Origin of the sequence: Ancylobacter radicis, from assembly GCF_018449475.1 — a bacterium.
Lineage (GTDB): Bacteria > Pseudomonadota > Alphaproteobacteria > Rhizobiales > Xanthobacteraceae > Ancylobacter > Ancylobacter radicis.
In genome coordinates this window covers 84289-100664 of sequence record NZ_JAHCQH010000021.1, presented here as the reverse complement: position 1 = coordinate 100664, position 16376 = coordinate 84289, and the positions used below count along the sequence as shown (strand labels likewise).

The following is a 16376-nucleotide window of genomic DNA, read 5'->3' as shown; positions in this document are numbered from 1 at the left end:
CCGCCTTCAGCACCCGAAACGCAAAATCCCCCGCACGGCCATCGCCATGCGGGGGAGCCCTTACGCCCGACAGGCGTATCGATCAATTGTCGAACCCGACCTTGTCGATGAGGTCGGTCGCGGCCTTGCGCGCCTTGGCGACCGCGACGAGGTCCACCTGATCGACCTTGAGCGGGCCGAAGGCGGCGATGATCGGGTCGATCGGCGCACCGGGAACCACCGGATACTCGTAATTGGCCTGCGCGTAGATGGCCTGCGCTTCCGGGGAGACGAGATATTCCAGCAGCTTGACGGCGTTCGCCTTGTTGGGGGAGGACTTGGCGACAGCCGCGCCCGAGATGTTCACATGGGTGCCGCCATTCTGGAAGGTCGGCAGGATCACGTTGATCGCCTGCGCCCACTTCTCCTGGTCGGGGCCGCCCTTGCCGGAGCGCATCAGGCCCACATAGTAGGAATTGGCGAGGCCGATATCGCAGAGATCGCCGAGGATATCGCGGGCGACGTCACGGTCGCCGCCGGCCGCCTTGCGCGCCAGATTGGCCTTCACGCCCTTCAGCCATTCCTCGGCCTTCGCCTCACCATTATGGACGATGAGGGCGGCGACCAGCGCCACATTGTAAGGGTGCTTGCCGGAACGGATGCAGACCTCGCCCTTCCACTTGGGATCGGCGAAATCCTCATAGGTGATGGCGGAGAGCTTCACCCGGTCTTTCGAGGCATAGGCGACGCGGGCGCGCATCGAGAGCGCGAACCAGCTGCCATCGGTGCCGCGCAGATTGGCCGGGATCGCCTTGGTCAGGACGTCCGAGGTGACGGGCTGCGTCACGCCCTGATCGACGAGATCCATCAGGTTGCCGATATCGACCGTCATCAGCAGGTCGGCGGGGGACGCGGCGCCCTCCGCCTTGACGCGCTCGGCAAGGCCGTCCTTGACGAACACGGCATTGACCTTGACGCCCGTCTTCTCGGCGAAGGCGTCGAACAGCGGCTTGGCCAGCCCGACTTCGCGGGTGGTGTAGACGTTCACGACTTCCTCGGCCGAAGCCGGAGCTGCGAGCATCAGGCTCGCGGCAAGGATGGTGCCGAGCGCGCCACGGCGCGTTCCCATGGTCCAGGCCAACTTCGCCATTCCCGTCTCCTCCTGCTGGGGCACCCGCGTCGCCGGGCCACCCATTTGACGTTACGTCGTGCGGCGGTACGGGACAGCGGCGCGTCGGTCAACAAAAAGAGACGTTACTTCAATACCTTAGATTTAATCTAAAACGTAACGACTCTAATCTGCGTGCTGCGTCGCAGGAGAAAAGGCCGACCCCAACGAAAAAGGCCGGTCTTGCGACCGGCCTTTTGTCGTCAGCATGCGGGACAATCAGTCTTCGAGATCGCCGATATAACGCTGCGCATAGAGCGCAAGGCCCAGCTTGTCGATCAGGTCGAGCTGCGTCTCAAGGAAGTCGATATGGCCTTCCTCGTCCGCCATCAGCGCCTTGAACAGGTCGCGACTCGGATAGTCCTGCACCGTCTCGCAATAGGTCGCGGCTTCCTGATAGAGCGCGCGCGCCTCGATCTCGGCGGCAAGATCGCACTCGATCACTTCCTTGACGTCCTGGCCAATGCGCAGCGGGTCGAGGACCTGCAGGTTCGGGAAGCCTTCAAGGAACAGGATGCGGTCGATGAAGCGGTCGGCGTGGTGCATCTCTTCGATGGACTCTGCCCGCCACTTGGCGCCCAGCTTCTTGTAGCCCCAGTTGTCCAGCATGCGGAAATGCAGCCAGTACTGGTTGATCGCCGTCAGCTCCGAGCGGACGCCGCGGTTGAGATAGTCGATGACTTTGGGATCGCCCTTCATGGCCGGGGCCTTTCCTTCGATGAAGCTGCCGATTTTTTAGAATAATTCCAAGAATCGGGCAAGGCACAATCGAGAGGGAAAAGCCAAAATCAGTGCGCGGTCAACAGCCTGCCGCGCCTCCGCTCACTCCGCGGCGAGGAGATTGACGGTCCGCAGACCCTGCGGGGCGTGGTTGTGATTATGGTTGTGCGCGGGGTGGCCGGGCGTCTGGAGATTGGCCGGGCACTCGCGCGGGCAGGCGCCGCAGGCGCTGGCATTCACATCGGCGATCAACTTGCGGATGGTGCGGGCACAGCGGCCACACTGGGCGCTGCAACCGAGACAACGGTAGACCTGCCCCGCGGTCTTGACCGAGGGTTGGGTTTCCGTCACCGCGTCGCGGATCTGGCGGTCCGACAGCACATTACAAGAGCAAACGATCATCGCGGGACGGGACCGAAGTGACCGGCTGTTTAGAATTATTCTAAAATCAGCCCTATGCTTAGGTTCTCGCGCTAATCCCGCCTTCCGTCAATCGGGAAAACCCCATGTCCCGATCACATAAACGCATAATGGCAGCAAACAGACGGATAGGTTTTAGTCATTCTAGAAAAGGAGCCGCAACTCAACGCAACTCCACTTTTGAACACTCCTAAACAACCACCCTGCCCTCATGCGCGACCGGATCGGTGGCAAGGCGCGCATAGAGAAGATGGTCCTGCCAACTCCCGTTGATGCAGAGATATTCCCGCCCATAACCCTCCCGGTGGAAGCCCGCACGCTCCAGCAGGCGGATGGACGGTGTGTTGGTCGGCAGGCAGGCCGCCTCGATCCGCCGCAGGCCGAGAGCGCCGTGCGCGAAGGGCAGCAGGGCCCGCACCGCCGCGCTCATATGGCCCTTGCCGGCATAAGGCGCGCCCATCCAGTAGCCGAGGCTCGCGGTCTGCGTCACGCCGCGCCGCACATTGGACAGCGACAGCCCGCCGAGCAGCGTCCGGTCAGCTGCGCGGAAGACGAAGAAGGGATAGGCGATATCCTCGCGCACATCGCGCTGGTAGCGCCGCATCCGTCGGCGGAACGAGCCTCGGGTGAGATCGTAGGGCGGCCATAGCGGCTCCCAGGGGGTGAGGAAGGCGCGGCTGCGCTCGCGCAATTCCGACCAGGCGGCGAAGTCCGACATATGCGGCATGCGCAGCACGATGCCCTCGCCCTCGATCAGCGAGGGCGGCTCAGGCCAGGAGACCGTGCGAAACAGGGCCATGAAGCCTGCCGTAAAGGGTTATGCCGGCTTGAGACGTTCCGCGATACGCGCCGCGGATTCAAGAGGCTTGCCCGGCCCAAGCGCGGTGAAGGTCGGCCGCCCCCGCGCGATCAGCCCGCGACCTGCCGCCTTGGCCGCGTCGAGCGTCACCGCCTCGACCTTGGCGACGATCTCCTCCAGCGCGATCGGCCGGCCAAAGGCGAGCATCTGCCGGGCGAGCTGGTCGGCGCGGGCGCCGGAACTTTCCAGCGCCGCCAGCAGCCCGACCTTGGCCTGCGCCTTCGAGCGGGCAAGTTCCGCCTCGCTCATGGTCTCGATGGTCTGTTCGATCTGATCGATCACCACATCGACCAGCTCCCCGACGTCCCCGCCATCGGTGCCGGCATAGATGCCGAACAGCCCGGTATCCGAATAACCCCAGTGGAAGGAGTACACGGCGTAGCAGAGCCCGCGCGCCTCCCGCACCTCCTGGAACAGGCGCGAGGACATGCCGCCGCCCAGCACATTCGTGAACACCTGCAAGGCGTGGATGCCGGGATCCCGGTAGGAGAGCCCCTCCAGCCCGATCAGCAGATGGGCCTGTTCCAGCTCCCGCCCGCCGCCGATCTCGACCCCGCCCTCATAGCGGCCCGGCACCGGCACCGGCTTGTCATCGCCGGCGATTCCACCGAGACGGGCCTGCGCTTCGGCGACCAGCCGGTCATGGTCCACCGCGCCGGCCGCGGCAACGATGAGCTTGGGGGCGCGGTAATTGCGGCCGAGATAACGCTGCAACCGATCCGGGCCGAAGGCGCGCACGGTCTCGGGGGTGCCGAGGATCGAGCGGCCGATCGGCTGGCCGGGGAAGGCCCGCTCCTGGAACAGGTCGAAGACCAGATCGTCCGGCGTGTCGAGCGCCGCGCCGATCTCCTGCACGATCACATTGTGTTCGCGCTCCAGTTCCTCGGGATCGAAGGCCGGTTCGGTGAGAATGTCGGCCAGCACGTCGATGGCGAGCGGCACGTCCTCGCCCAGCACGCGGGCATTGTAGCTGGTATGCTCGACGCTGGTCGCCGCGTTGATGTCGCCGCCGACCGCCTCGATTTCCTCGGCGATGCCCCGCGCGCTACGCCGGCGCGTGCCTTTGAACGCCATATGCTCCAGCAGATGCGAGATGCCGTGCTCGTCGGCTTCCTCATCACGTGCCCCGACCCCGGCCCAGATACCGAGCGAGGCGGTGGCCAGATGCGGCATGGCGTCGGTCACCACGGTCACGCCATTGTCGAGACGGGTGATGCGCGGACCCTTTTCCTCGCTCATGCCGTGTGTCCCGAGGCGCGGGCGTGGGCGGTGATGTAGGCCTCGATCGCCGTGATGTCGTTAGGCAGGGTCGGCGTGCGCTCCGGCCGCTCCATCAGGTCCGCCAGATGCGGCGGCAGCGCCGGGCGCTCGCCGCAGGCACGCTCCACCGCGTCGGGGAACTTGGCGGGGTGGGCGGTGGCCAGCACCACCTGCGGCACGCGCGGATCATGCGCCGCGCGCTCCGCCACCGAGACGGCGACGGCGGTATGCGGATCGAGCAGATAGCCGGTCTCCCGGCGCACCCGCGCGATGGTCTCGGCGGTCTGCGCCTCATCGGTGCGGCCGGCGTCGAAATCGGCGCGGATCGCCGCCATCGCCGCATTGGGCGGCGCGAAGGCGCCGGATTGGGCGAGGCTCGCCATCAGCCCGCGCAGCGCGCCCGCGTCACGGTCCAGCGCGTCGAACAGCACGCGCTCGAAATTGGAGGAGACCTGAATGTCCATGGAGGGCGAGGAAGACGGCATGACGCCGGTGATCTCATAGCGCCCGGTCGCCAGCGTGCGGGACAGGATGTCGTTCACATTGGTCGCGATGGTCAGCCGGTCCACCGGCAGGCCCATGCGCTTGGCGACATAGCCAGCCAGCACATCGCCGAAATTGCCGGTCGGCACGATGAACGAGACCGGGCGGTGCGGACTGCCGAGCGCCGCGCCGGCCACGAAATAATAGACCACCTGGGCGACAATCCGCGCCCAGTTGATCGAGTTCACGCCCGCCAGCCGCAATTCGTCGCGGAAGGCGTGATGGTTGAACATCGCCTTCACATGCGCCTGGCAATCGTCGAACGTGCCTTCGATGGCAATGGCGTGGACATTGGCGTCCGGCACGCTGGTCATCTGCCGGCGCTGCACCTCGGAGACCCGGCCAGCCGGGTAGAGGATGAACACATCAGTCCGCTCGCGGCCGCGGAACGCCTCGATGGCGGCGCCGCCGGTATCGCCCGAGGTGGCGCCGACAATGGTGGCGCGCTGGTCGCGCTGGATGAGGACATGGTCCATCATCCGGCCGAGCAGCTGCATCGCCACATCCTTGAAGGCCAGCGTCGGGCCGTGGAACAGCTCCAGCACGAAACGGTTGGGCGCGATCTGCACCAGCGGCGTGGTCGCCGGATGGCGGAAGCTCGCATAGGCTTCCTCGAGCATCGGCTTCAGCACGGCGGGGGCGAAGGCCGCATCGAGGAAGGGCGCGATCACCTTGCCCGCCACTTCCGCATAGGAGTGGCCGGCGAAATGGGCGATCTCGCTCGCGCTCAGCGCCGGGAAGGCCTCCGGCACATAGAGGCCGCCATCGCGGGCAAGGCCGGCGAGCAGGGCATCGGAAAAGGCGAGAACGGGCGCCTCGCCCCGGGTCGAGATATAGCGCACGCGCGCCTCCGGTCAGAAAGTCGCGGCAAACTAGTGGTGGGGCGGGCCGGAAGCAAGCGCGCCGGCGCGCGTCAGCCCCGCGCTCAACGGCGGCGCAGGCGCGGCCAGGCATAGGCCGCGAACACCCCGAGCAGCGTGGCGGCAAGCCCGTACCAGGTCAGCGCATATTCCAGATGCCGGTTGGGGAAGGTGATGCGCGTCAGCCCGCCCTTCGGCCACCCGCCGGGATTGGCCGAGGCATCCGCGTCGATGAAGAAGGGCGAGACGCGCAGCAGCCCCTTGGCGCTGGCGATGGCAACGGGGTCGCGCACGAACCAGCTGTCCTTCGCCGCATCATTGCCCGGCGTGAACAGCCCCGCCTCCTCCGGCGTGCGCAGCAGCCCGGTGATGGTGACCAGCCCCGGTACCTGCCCTTCCGCGCGGCTCGACGGAGCGCGCCGGTCGAGCGGCACGAAGCCGCGATTGACGAGGATGGTCGCGCCATCCGGCAATTCGAGCGGGGTGATCACCCAGTAGCCCGGCCCACCCCCGCCATTCGGCGTCTTGTCGATCAGCGCATAGACCTGCACTTCCAGATCATGGCGCAGGCGCCCCTGCGCGCTCACGGGACGGTATTCATCCTGCTCGAAGTTCACGGCGTCCCAGTCCGCCTCGGCGGGCACGGCCTGCGGCGGCTGATGGATGCGCGCTTCCACCTTGGCGATCAGGTCCTGCTTCCAGACCAGCCGCTCCATCTGCCAGGTGCCGAGCCCGACCAGCACGAGAAAGGCCGCCAGCACCGCCAGCGAGACCGGCAGCAGGCGGCGCAGCGGCGAACGGCCAGACCCAGCCGGCACGGCCTCGCTCACGCGTCACCCTTGTCCAGCCGGCCCTGCTCGGCCTTCTTCGTGTATTGCAGGGCGATCATCGTCGCCTTGAGCGGGCGCAGCAGGCCCAGCGTCGAGATCAGGACCAGCGGCGTCCAGAGCAGCGCATGAACCCAGAAGGGCGGCGTGAAGACGATCTCCACCCATAGCGCCAGCCCGACGACCAGGCTGCCGGCGAGAAGAATGATGAAGACGACCGGCCCGTCGCCGGAATCGTCGAAGCTGTAGTCGAGCCCGCAGGACTCGCAGGACGGGGCCACGGTGAGAAAGCCGTTGAACAGCCGCCCCCGCCCGCAGCGCGGACAGCGGCAGGTGAGGCCCGCCTGATAGGGCGAGACGCCCGAATGAAACGGTTGCAGGTCCATGTCCGGCTTCTACTCCGCTTGGCGACCGAAAGGAATCCCGACCTTCGCGTAGCGCCGCCCGCAGGCCGTGGCCGGCATCACCGCCGGAGGGCCAGACCGGGGCGTCAAATGAAAAGGGCGGCTCGCGCCGCCCTGATCGCCGAAGGAGCCATCATCCTCAATGGGCGGAGGTGCCGGCGCCCCAGACATAGATGAAGGTGAAGAGGAACAGCCACACCACGTCGACGAAGTGCCAGTACCAGGCGGCAGCCTCGAAGCCGAAATGATGGGTCGGCGTGAAGTGGCCGGCATACAGACGGCCCAGGCACACAGCGAGGAAGATGGTGCCGACGATCACATGGAAGCCGTGGAAGCCGGTCGCCATGAAGAAGGTCGCGCCATAGATATTGCCGGAGAAGGCAAAGGTCGCGTGGCTGTACTCATAGGCCTGCAGCAGCGAGAACAGGAAGCCGAGGCCGACGGTGAGCCACAGGCCCCATTTGGCGCTCTGCCGGTCGCCATGCACCAGCGCGTGGTGAGCCCAGGTCAGCGTGGTGCCCGAGGTCAGCAGGATCAGCGTGTTGAGCAGCGGCAGATGCCAGGGATCGAAGGTCTCGATCCCGTTCGGCGGCCAGTGTCCGCCGGTGAACTCGGCGCGGGTGTAGTTGATCGCCTCGCCGGCGAAGATCGAGGCGTCGAAGAAGGCCCAGAACCACGCGACGAAGAACATCACTTCGGAGGCGATAAACAGGATCATGCCGTAGCGCAGATGGAGCTGCACCACCGGCGTATGGGCGTGCTGGTGCTCGGCCTCGCGAATGATGTCCCGCCACCACACGACCATGGTGTAGATGACGCCGAGGAAGCCGGCGATCATGACCAGGGAGGTCAGCTGGCCATGCATCCAGAAGACCGCGCCGACGGCCAGAATGAACGCGAACACCGAGATGACGAAGGGCCACGGGCTCGGGTCGACGAGGTGGTAGTCGTGGTGTTTCGCGTGGGCCTCGGCCATGGGTCGCGCTCTCCGTTCGGTCTTCTTCTCTAGCGAGGCACCGGCGTGCCCGCAATGTGGCGTTCTGCCCGCTTCACGCGGCGGATTACAAGGGTCTCAGGTTACAAGGGCGTCTTGCCCGGCTCCGGCTTGCCCGCCGCGACGGGAGCCGCCGCCTTGGGGAAGAAGGTGTAGGACAGGGTGATGGTCTTCAGCCCGTTCATCTCCGGGTCCTCGGCCAGCGCCGGATCGACGAAGAAGATGACGGGCATGTCGAGGCTCTCGCCCGGCTGCAGCGTCTGGTCGGTGAAGCAGAAGCACTGCATCTTCGCGAAATGCACGCCCGACTGCGCCGGCGTGACATTGTAGGTCGCGGCGGCGGTGACCGGCTGCGAGCCGCGATTGTGCACGCGGTAATAGGCCAGCTTGGTCTCGCCGATGCGCACCGTCACGGCCCGGACTTCCGGCGCGAAGCTCCAGTCGAGGCCCGGCGCCACATTGGCGTCGAAACGCACCTCGATGGTGCGCTCCAGCGCGTGCTCGGGCGCAGCCGTCGCCACCTTGGTCGCGCCGCCGAAGCCGGTGACCTGGCAGAACATCTGGTAGAGCGGCACGGCGGCGTAGGACGCGCCGACCATGGTGGCGACGAAGGCGGCGCAGCTCAGTGCGACGATGCGGTGATTGGCGCCGCTGCGCGCACGGCGGGGTGCCTCAGGGGCGACCTCTCCGGTTTCGGTGTGGTGATCCTTTGCCATGACGCCTCACAGGGGCCTGATCAGCACGGCCGGGCCGAGCTTTACGATGGTGACGACGTAGAACAGCACGCACAGCCCCGCCAGCACCACCGCGATCGCCACAGAACGCTGGCGGCGGCGGCGCTTCTGCTCGTCGCTGAGCACGACACCGTCCGTCTCCGGCGTGATCGGCTTGTTCTTGTCGGCCATCGTCATTCTCCCTCCAGCCATGCGCTCACAGCCCGAACCCGGCCGGCGCCACCGCCTCGACCAGGAGCACGGCGAACAGCAGGAAGAGATAGAGGATGGAGAAGGCGAAAAGACGCTTGGCCGCCTGTTCGGCGGGAGCGCCCTCGCGGCGGCGATAGACCTGCACGGCAAGCAGCAGCATCAGCGCGCCGGTCACGCCCGACACCACCCCATAGGCGATGCCCGCCATGCCCAGGAAGAAGGGCGACATGGCCAGCGGCACGAGGACCAGCGTGTACAGCAGGATCTGGCGCCGGGTCTCGGCGGTGCCGGCCACCACCGGCAGCATCGGCACGCCGGCGCGGGCATAGTCGCCGGACTTGTAGAGCGCCAGCGCCCAGAAATGCGGCGGAGTCCAGAAGAAGATGATGAGAAAGAGCAGCACGCTCTCCAGGCCGATGCCGCCCGAGGCCGCCGCCCAGCCGACCATGGGCGGGAAAGCCCCGGCCGCGCCGCCGATGACGATGTTCTGCGGCGTCCAACGCTTCAGCCACATCGTGTAGACGACGGCGTAGAAGAAGATGGTGAAGGCCAGCAGCGCGGCGGACAGTTCGTTGACGAGCAGGCCGAGCACCAGCACGGAACCGATCGACAGCGTCATGCCGAAGGCCAGCGCCTCGCCCGGCGCGACGCGGCCGGAGGGGATCGGCCGGCTCTTGGTGCGGCTCATCACGGCGTCGATATCGGCATCCCACCACATGTTCAGCGCACCCGAGGCGCCGGCGCCGATGGCGATGCACAGAAGGGCGGTGAAGGCGATCACCGGATGCACGTCGCCCGGCGCGCGCACGATGCCCACCAGCGCCGTGAAGATGACGAGCGACATGACCCGCGGCTTGAGCAGGGCGACATAATCCGACACCGAGGCATAGTGCGGCGCCTCCAGCGGGCGCTGCGCGGGGCCGGTCAGGTCATAATCGCTCGAGGCGAGGTCGCTCATCAGGTCACTCCGGCATCGCGCGGGGCGATGCGTCGCTGCGGGCCGGCGCACCGGCAAGGTCTCCGGGCAGGCCCGGCAGGCGGGTCCGCCCCGCCTGGGTCTGGATCACTCCCGGCGGGACGGTCCGCGCCGGGAGTGTCGTCACATCAGGTCCGGCCGATCACTTGATCTTCGGCAGGACGTCGAAGTGGTGGTAGGGCGGCGGCGACGGCAGGGTCCACTCCAGCGTGGTCGCGCCTTCGCCCCACGGGTTCGCACCCGCCGGCACCTTGGCGGCGAACATGCGGTACACGCCGAACAGGAACACCAGCACCGCGAAGCCCGAAATATACGAGCCGATCGAGGAGACGAAGTTCCAGGCGTGGAACGCATCCGGGTAGTCCGCGTAGCGGCGCGGCATGCCGGCGAGGCCGAGGAAGTGCTGCGGGAAGAAGACGAGGTTCACGCCGATGAAGGTCAGCCAGAAATGGACCTTGGCGATGCCTTCGCTGTACATGTAGCCGAACATCTTCGGCGCCCAGTAGTACCAGCCGGCGAAGATCGCGAAGACCGCGCCGAGCGAGAGCACATAGTGGAAGTGGGCCACGACGTAATAGGTGTCGTGCAGCGCGCGGTCGATGCCGGCGTTGGAGAGCACGACGCCGGTGACGCCGCCGACCGTGAACAGGAAGATGAAGCCGATCGCCCAGAGCATCGGCACGCGGAACGAGATCGACCCGCCCCACATGGTCGCGATCCAGGAGAAGATCTTCACGCCTGTTGGCACCGCGATGATCATCGTCGCGGCGACGAAATAGGCCTGGGTCGAGGAGGACAGGCCCACCGTGTACATGTGGTGCGCCCACACGACGAAGCCGACGACGCCGATCGCCACCATCGCATAGGCCATGCCGAGATAGCCGAAGATCGGCTTCTTCGAAAAGGTCGAGACGATGTGCGAGACGATGCCGAAGCCCGGCAGGATGAGGATGTACACTTCGGGGTGACCGAAGAACCAGAACAGGTGCTGGAACAGGATCGGGTCACCGCCGCCGGCCGGATCGAAGAAGGTCGTGCCGAAATTGCGGTCCGTCAGCAGCATGGTGATGGCGCCCGCCAGAACCGGCAGCGACAGCAGCAGCAGGAAGGCGGTCACGAGCTGCGACCAGGCGAACAGCGGCATCTTGTGCAGCGTCATGCCGGGGGCGCGCATGTTCAGGATCGTCGTGATCAGGTTGATCGCGCCGAGGATCGAGGACGCGCCGGCGATGTGCAGCGAGAGGATCAGCAGATCCATCGCCGGACCGGGGTGGCCGAGCTTGGAGGAGAGCGGCGGGTAGATCGTCCAGCCGCCGCCGAAGCCGTTGGAGCCGGCCGCGCCCTCGACGAAGAGGGAGAGGATGGCGAGCGCGAAGGACGGCGGCAGCAGCCAGAAGGCGACGTTGTTGATGCGCGGGAAGGCGGTATCCGGCGCGCCGATCATCAGCGGGATGAAATAGTTGCCATAGCCGCCGATCATCGCCGGCATGACCATGAAGAAGATCATGATCAGGCCGTGGCCGGTGGTGAAGACGTTGAAAGTCTGCGGATCTGAGAAGATCTGGAGACCCGGCTCCTGCAGCTCGGCACGGATGCCGATCGAGAGGATGCCGCCCACGATCCCCGCCACGATGGCGAAGATCAGGTACATCACACCGATGTCCTTGTTGTTGGTCGAATAGACCCAGCGCTTCCAACCCGTCGGATCGCCCGCGTGACCGGCTGCGTATGCCATGGAACCGTCCCTCATTCGCGCGTTTTCACACGCTCTGAAACTGTGATTGCGCGAGGCGCGAGGCGCCGCGCGGGAAAAGGCGCTCAGCGCGCCCCGGCGGCGTCCGCCTGCCCGACATCGTTCTGCGCGACGATGCGGGCCGGCTGGTCGGCCGACGCGTATTTCTGCTTGGCTTCCTCCACCCAGGCGGCGAAGTCGGCCTCGCTCACGACCCGGATGGCGATCGGCATGAAGGCATGGTCACGTCCGCACAGCTCCGAGCACTGGCCGTAATAGACGCCTTCCTTGGTCGCCTGGAACCAGCTCTCGTTCAGCCGGCCCGGCAGGGCGTCGATCTTCAGGCCGAAGGAGGGCATGGCGAAGGAGTGGATGACGTCGGCGGCGGTGACCTGGATGCGCACGATCTTGCCGACCGGCACCACGACCTCGTTGTCGACCGCCAGAAGGCGCGGCTGGCCGGGCTGAAGGTCGGCGGTCTGCACCATCAGGCTGTCGAAGCTGAACTGGCCGTTGTCGGGATACTCATAGGACCAGTACCACTGATGGCCGGTCACCTTCACGGTCATGTCCGCCTTCGGAAGGTCAAGCTGCAGGAACAGCAGACGGAAGGACGGGATGGCGATGGCGACGAGGATCAGGACCGGAACCACCGTCCACACCACCTCGATCAGCGTGTGATGCGTGGTGCGCGAGGGGACCGGGTTGGCCTTCTCGTTGAACTTCACCGCCACAACGATGAGCAGCACCAGCACCAGCAGCACGACGGCGGTGATGATGACCAGCAGGAAGTTATGGAACGAGTGCATCGTCTCCATCACGGGAGACGCCGCCCCTTGCAGGTCGATCTGCCAGGGCGAGGGCTGGCCCGTGCCGGCGGCGGCCACACCCGCACCGGCAATCGTCAGGGCCAGCACGCCGACCATTGCACCGATAAAGCCGGCGGCGGTCCGTCCAGCGTTGCGGATCCACGATTTCATCGCGATCGTCACTCCCATCAACTCCCACTGTACCCCGGCTTCGACACAGACAAGCCGCCCGTCGGGCCAGTGGCATTTGATCTTCATCAAACACAAAAAGGACACGCGGGCAACGCGCCTGGGGCCTTCTGCTCCTGCGACATGACGTCGGGTGCCTGGAACCGTTCTATCTCCAATGCCGCTGGGGCAAGGCTCGCCCCGCCGCATTGTTGACATGCATGTGATGCGCTCTTGCCGCGCACCTCATGCGCTGCTCTTACGCAGCTCACACACGATTCGCCTTGTCCCGCCGTGGCGATTCTTTAGAAGACTCCTCAGTCAGATTTTCGGGAGACAGCTGATGCGCGGTTTCGCGGCCCTCCGTTCGTCCTTCCTCGCGGCCGTCGCCGCCTTCGCCCTGCTGGCGATGGCAAGCGCCGGGGCGCAGGCGCAGGGGGTCGTGCGCTCCGTCCATGGCGAGTGGCAGATTCGCTGCGACACGCCGCCCGGCGCCCAGTCCGAGCAATGCGTGCTGCTCCAAAGCGTGCAGGCCGATGATCGGCCCAATGTCGGCCTCACCGTCATCGTGCTCAAGACCGCCGACCAGCAGAGCCGCCTCCTGCGCGTGCTCGCCCCGCTCGGCGTGCTGCTGCCCTCCGGCCTCGGCCTGAAGATCGACGATGTGGATGTCGGCCGCGCCGGCTTCGTGCGCTGCGTGCCCAATGGCTGCGTCGCCGAGGTGGTGATGGACGACAAGCTCGTCGGCCAGATGCGCAACGGACAGAACGCCACCTTCATCGTGTTCCAGACGCCCGAGGAAGGCATCGGCATCCCCCTCAGCCTCAAAGGCTTCGGCGAGGGCTTCGACGCGCTTCCGTGAGGGCGCGCCGTGAGCCCCCCCTCGCCCATCCGGCTCGTCATCTTCGACATGGACGACGTGCTTCTGCGCTATGACGTGGAGGCCCGCCGCGCCGCCATCGCGCAGATGGCCGGCCTTGCCGTCGCCGATGTCGAACGCCTGATCTGGGCCAGCGGCATCGAGGATTCCGCCGATGCGGGCCGGCTTTCCGCCGATGCCTATCTCACCGCCGTGACCGCCGCGCTCGGCGTCCCCTTCGCCCGCGAGGACTGGTTCCGTACCCGCCGGCTCGCCATGACGATGGATATGGCGGTCGTCGACCTCGCCCTCGCGGTGCGCCGGCGGACGGCGCTGGCGCTGCTCACCAATAACGGCTTCATCATGAAGGAGCACTTCGACGCGCTGGTGCCCGGCCTGCGCGAGGTGTTCGGTCCTTCCATGCATGTGGCGGCGGAGTTCGGCACCAAGAAGCCGGACCCGGCGATCTATGCGCGCCTCGCCGCCCTGTACGGCGTCGCTCCCGGCGAGGCGGTGATGATCGACGACAAGATCGCCAATGTGGAAGGGGCGTTGAAGGCCGGGTTGAAGGCCCATTGCTTCCGCGACGCGGCAGAGCTGCGCTCGTTCCTCGCCGACCTCGCCCTTATATAGAGATCGCGGACACGCCGCCCGCAGGCCCCGCCAACAGGATCCCGATGCCCGAGCTTCCCGAAGTCGAGACCGTCCGTCGCGGCCTGGCACCGGTCATGGAGGGGCGCCGCATTCGCGAGGCGATTGCCCGCCGGCCGAACCTGCGCTGGCCGCTCCCTGAGCGATTCGCCGAGCGGCTGGCCGGCCGGCGGATCGTTAGCCTGGGCCGGCGCGCCAAATACCTGCTTGCCGATCTCGAACCCGCCGATGGCGGGGAGGCGGAGATCCTGATCATGCATCTCGGCATGTCCGGTTCCTTCCGCATCGAGGAGACGCAGGCGCCGACCCTCATTCCCGGCGATTTCCACCTGCCGCGCTCGAAAGCCTCGGCCCACGACCATGTCGTCTTCCATCTCGATGGCGGCGTTGAGGTGATCTACAACGACCCCCGCCGCTTCGGCGCCATGCTGCTCGCCTCCCATGAGGCGTTCGAGCGCCACCCGCTGTTCGCCGGGCTGGGCCCCGAGCCGCTCGGCAACGGGTTCGACGCGGCGAGCCTTTCCCGCGCGCTGGCGGGCCGGCGCACCTCGATCAAGGCGGCGCTGCTCGATCAGAAGGTCGTTGCCGGCCTGGGCAATATCTATGTCTGCGAGGCGCTGCATCGCGCCGGCATCGCCCCGGAGCGGCTCGCCACCACCCTCGTCACCGCCACCGGCCGGCCCACAGCGGCGGCGCGGCGTCTGGTCGCCACGATCCGTGTGGTGCTGGAGGAGGCGATCGACGCCGGCGGCTCGACCTTGCGCGACCATGCGCAGGTCGACGGCACGCTGGGCTATTTCCAGCACACCTTCCGTACCTATGACCGGGAGGGCGAGCCCTGCCTCACGCCCGGCTGCCGCGGCACCATCGCCCGCCTTGTGCAGGGCGGGCGCTCGACCTTCTATTGTGCTTCCTGCCAACGCTAGGGGACGTCCATGGCCTATGAGAACATCCTGGTGGAGACCAACGGCCGGGTCGGCATCATCACGCTGAACCGCCCCAAGGCGCTCAATGCGCTCAACGCCGCGCTGATCGGCGAGCTGGCGCGGGCGCTCGACATGTTCGAGGCGGATGCCGGCATCGGCTGCATCGTGCTCGCCGGCTCCGAGCGCGCCTTCGCCGCCGGGGCGGACATCAAGGAGATGCAGCATCTCGGCTTCCCCGCCACCTACAAGGACGACTTCATCACCTCCTGGGAGCGGCTGTCGCGCTGCCGCAAGCCGGTGGTGGCGGCGGTCGCGGGCTACGCGCTCGGCGGCGGCTGCGAGCTGGCGATGATGTGCGACGTCATCCTGGCGGCGGAGAATGCCCGCTTCGGCCAGCCGGAGATCCAGCTCGGCATCATGCCCGGCGCCGGCGGCTCGCAGCGGCTCGCGCGCGCCGTCGGCAAGGCGAAGGCGATGGAGATGTGCCTCACCGGCCGCAACCTCAGCGCCGAGGAGGCCGATCGCTATGGCCTCGTCTCGCGGGTCGTCCCGCTTGCCGGGCTGATGAGCGAGGCGATGAAGGTCGCCGACACCATCGCCGGCCTGTCCCTGCCCGCCGTGATGATGACCAAGGAGAGCGTCAACCGCGCCTTCGAGACCACGCTGGCGGAGGGCATCCGATTCGAGCGCCGGCTGTTCCAGGCCCTGTTCGCCACCGCCGACCAGAAGGAAGGCATGGCCGCCTTCGTGGAAAAGCGCAGCCCGTCCTTCAGGAATAGCTAGGCGCGGCGCTCCTGCGCGCCGGTCTCGGGCGCTTTGATGTTGACGCGGCGGCGGGTGCCGACTATAAGCCCGCCACTCGCGCGGCGCTCCTCCGGGTTGGCTCCGCTTTGTATTTTGCAACCAAATTCTGGCAAGGAACGGCTCGTGCCGACCTTGCGATGATGAAGAGGACGGCCGATGGCCAATACGCCCTCCGCCAAAAAGGCGGCTCGCAAGATCGAGCGCCGTACCGAGGTCAACAAGAACCGTCGGTCGCGGATGCGCACCTTTGTGCGCAAGCTCGAGGACGCTCTCGCGTCCGGCAACCGTGATGCGGCGACTGTCGCGTTCAAGGCGGCTGAGCCCGAGATCATGCGCGCGGCGCAGAAGGGCGTGCTCCACAAGAACACCGCCTCGCGCAAGGTTTCCCGCCTTGCCAACCGCGTGGCCAAGCTCGGCGCCTGACGGCGAACGACGCAAAGCAACTCAAAGTAGTTCGCAAGCCCGGCGCCCGCGCCGGGCTTTTTGCGTTC

At 66.7% G+C, this 16376-nt stretch carries 19 protein-coding genes; 5 read left to right on the top strand and 14 right to left on the bottom strand.

The window, feature by feature from the left end; translation table 11 throughout:
• Positions 1-82: 82 nt before the first annotated feature.
• The 14 genes from KIP89_RS16690 to coxB form a co-directional block, all read right to left on the bottom strand.
• Positions 83-1060 (bottom strand): Fe(3+) ABC transporter substrate-binding protein, encoded by a 978-nt coding sequence (locus KIP89_RS16690; protein ID WP_213756930.1) that lies wholly within the window; start codon positions 1058-1060, stop codon positions 83-85.
• Positions 1061-1366: 306 nt separating this feature from the next.
• Entirely contained in the window at positions 1367-1846 is a 480-nt protein-coding gene (gene bfr, locus KIP89_RS16685) for a bacterioferritin (RefSeq protein WP_213756722.1), read from the bottom strand.
• Positions 1847-1969: 123 nt separating this feature from the next.
• Entirely contained in the window at positions 1970-2269 is a 300-nt protein-coding gene (locus KIP89_RS16680) for a (2Fe-2S)-binding protein (RefSeq protein ID WP_250152581.1), read from the bottom strand.
• Between the two features lie 208 nt (positions 2270-2477).
• A complete protein-coding gene (locus KIP89_RS16675; RefSeq protein ID WP_213756721.1) occupies positions 2478-3086 on the bottom strand; it encodes a GNAT family N-acetyltransferase in 609 nt (202 codons plus the stop codon).
• Between the two features lie 18 nt (positions 3087-3104).
• A complete protein-coding gene (locus tag KIP89_RS16670) occupies positions 3105-4385 on the bottom strand; it encodes a M16 family metallopeptidase (protein ID WP_213756720.1) in 1281 nt (426 codons plus the stop codon).
• Positions 4382-5791: a threonine synthase gene (thrC, locus tag KIP89_RS16665; protein ID WP_213756719.1), complete on the bottom strand. Its 1410-nt coding sequence runs from the start codon at positions 5789-5791 to the stop codon at positions 4382-4384. Before thrC ends, KIP89_RS16670 begins: the two co-directional genes overlap by 4 nt.
• Before the next feature lie 83 nt (positions 5792-5874).
• The gene (locus tag KIP89_RS16660) at positions 5875-6639 is read right to left on the bottom strand and encodes an SURF1 family protein (protein WP_213756718.1); all 765 of its coding nucleotides are present in this window, start codon (positions 6637-6639) and stop codon (positions 5875-5877) included.
• Positions 6636-7022, bottom strand: coding sequence for a DUF983 domain-containing protein (locus KIP89_RS16655; RefSeq protein WP_213756717.1), 387 nt, complete (start codon positions 7020-7022; stop codon positions 6636-6638). Before KIP89_RS16655 ends, KIP89_RS16660 begins: the two co-directional genes overlap by 4 nt.
• Positions 7023-7179: 157 nt before the next feature.
• On the bottom strand, positions 7180-8016 hold the full coding sequence (locus KIP89_RS16650; RefSeq protein ID WP_213756716.1) for a cytochrome c oxidase subunit 3: 837 nt from the start codon (positions 8014-8016) through the stop codon (positions 7180-7182).
• 101 nt (positions 8017-8117) lie between these two features.
• Positions 8118-8750 carry a cytochrome c oxidase assembly protein gene (locus KIP89_RS16645; protein WP_213756715.1) on the bottom strand — a complete coding sequence of 211 codons (633 nt, stop codon included), beginning with the start codon at positions 8748-8750 and terminating at the stop codon, positions 8118-8120.
• A 6-nt stretch (positions 8751-8756) separates the two neighbouring features.
• Positions 8757-8939 carry a cytochrome c oxidase system small membrane protein gene (locus tag KIP89_RS16640; protein ID WP_213756714.1) on the bottom strand — a complete coding sequence of 61 codons (183 nt, stop codon included), beginning with the start codon at positions 8937-8939 and terminating at the stop codon, positions 8757-8759.
• 25 nt (positions 8940-8964) lie between these two features.
• Positions 8965-9918: a heme o synthase gene (locus KIP89_RS16635; RefSeq protein WP_213756713.1), complete on the bottom strand. Its 954-nt coding sequence runs from the start codon at positions 9916-9918 to the stop codon at positions 8965-8967.
• Between the two features lie 160 nt (positions 9919-10078).
• Positions 10079-11686, bottom strand: coding sequence for a cytochrome c oxidase subunit I (gene ctaD / locus KIP89_RS16630; RefSeq protein ID WP_369807184.1), 1608 nt, complete (start codon positions 11684-11686; stop codon positions 10079-10081).
• Between the two features lie 68 nt (positions 11687-11754).
• Positions 11755-12648 (bottom strand): cytochrome c oxidase subunit II, encoded by an 894-nt coding sequence (coxB, locus tag KIP89_RS16625; protein WP_369807183.1) that lies wholly within the window; start codon positions 12646-12648, stop codon positions 11755-11757.
• A gap of 340 nt (positions 12649-12988) precedes the next feature.
• On the opposite strand from coxB, the gene KIP89_RS16620 reads away from it, so the two are divergent.
• From KIP89_RS16620 to rpsT, 5 genes are all read left to right on the top strand, one after another.
• Positions 12989-13507 carry an invasion associated locus B family protein gene (locus KIP89_RS16620; protein ID WP_213756710.1) on the top strand — a complete coding sequence of 173 codons (519 nt, stop codon included), beginning with the start codon at positions 12989-12991 and terminating at the stop codon, positions 13505-13507.
• 9 nt (positions 13508-13516) lie between these two features.
• Complete coding sequence (locus KIP89_RS16615) at positions 13517-14137, top strand: HAD family hydrolase (protein ID WP_369807182.1); 621 nt, start codon at positions 13517-13519, stop codon at positions 14135-14137.
• Positions 14138-14181: 44 nt separating this feature from the next.
• Positions 14182-15081: a bifunctional DNA-formamidopyrimidine glycosylase/DNA-(apurinic or apyrimidinic site) lyase gene (gene mutM / locus KIP89_RS16610; RefSeq protein ID WP_213756709.1), complete on the top strand. Its 900-nt coding sequence runs from the start codon at positions 14182-14184 to the stop codon at positions 15079-15081.
• A 9-nt stretch (positions 15082-15090) separates the two neighbouring features.
• On the top strand, positions 15091-15864 hold the full coding sequence (locus KIP89_RS16605; protein WP_213756708.1) for an enoyl-CoA hydratase: 774 nt from the start codon (positions 15091-15093) through the stop codon (positions 15862-15864).
• A 177-nt stretch (positions 15865-16041) separates the two neighbouring features.
• A complete protein-coding gene (rpsT, locus tag KIP89_RS16600) occupies positions 16042-16308 on the top strand; it encodes a 30S ribosomal protein S20 (protein WP_213756707.1) in 267 nt (88 codons plus the stop codon).
• The last annotated feature ends 68 nt before the right edge of the window (positions 16309-16376 follow it).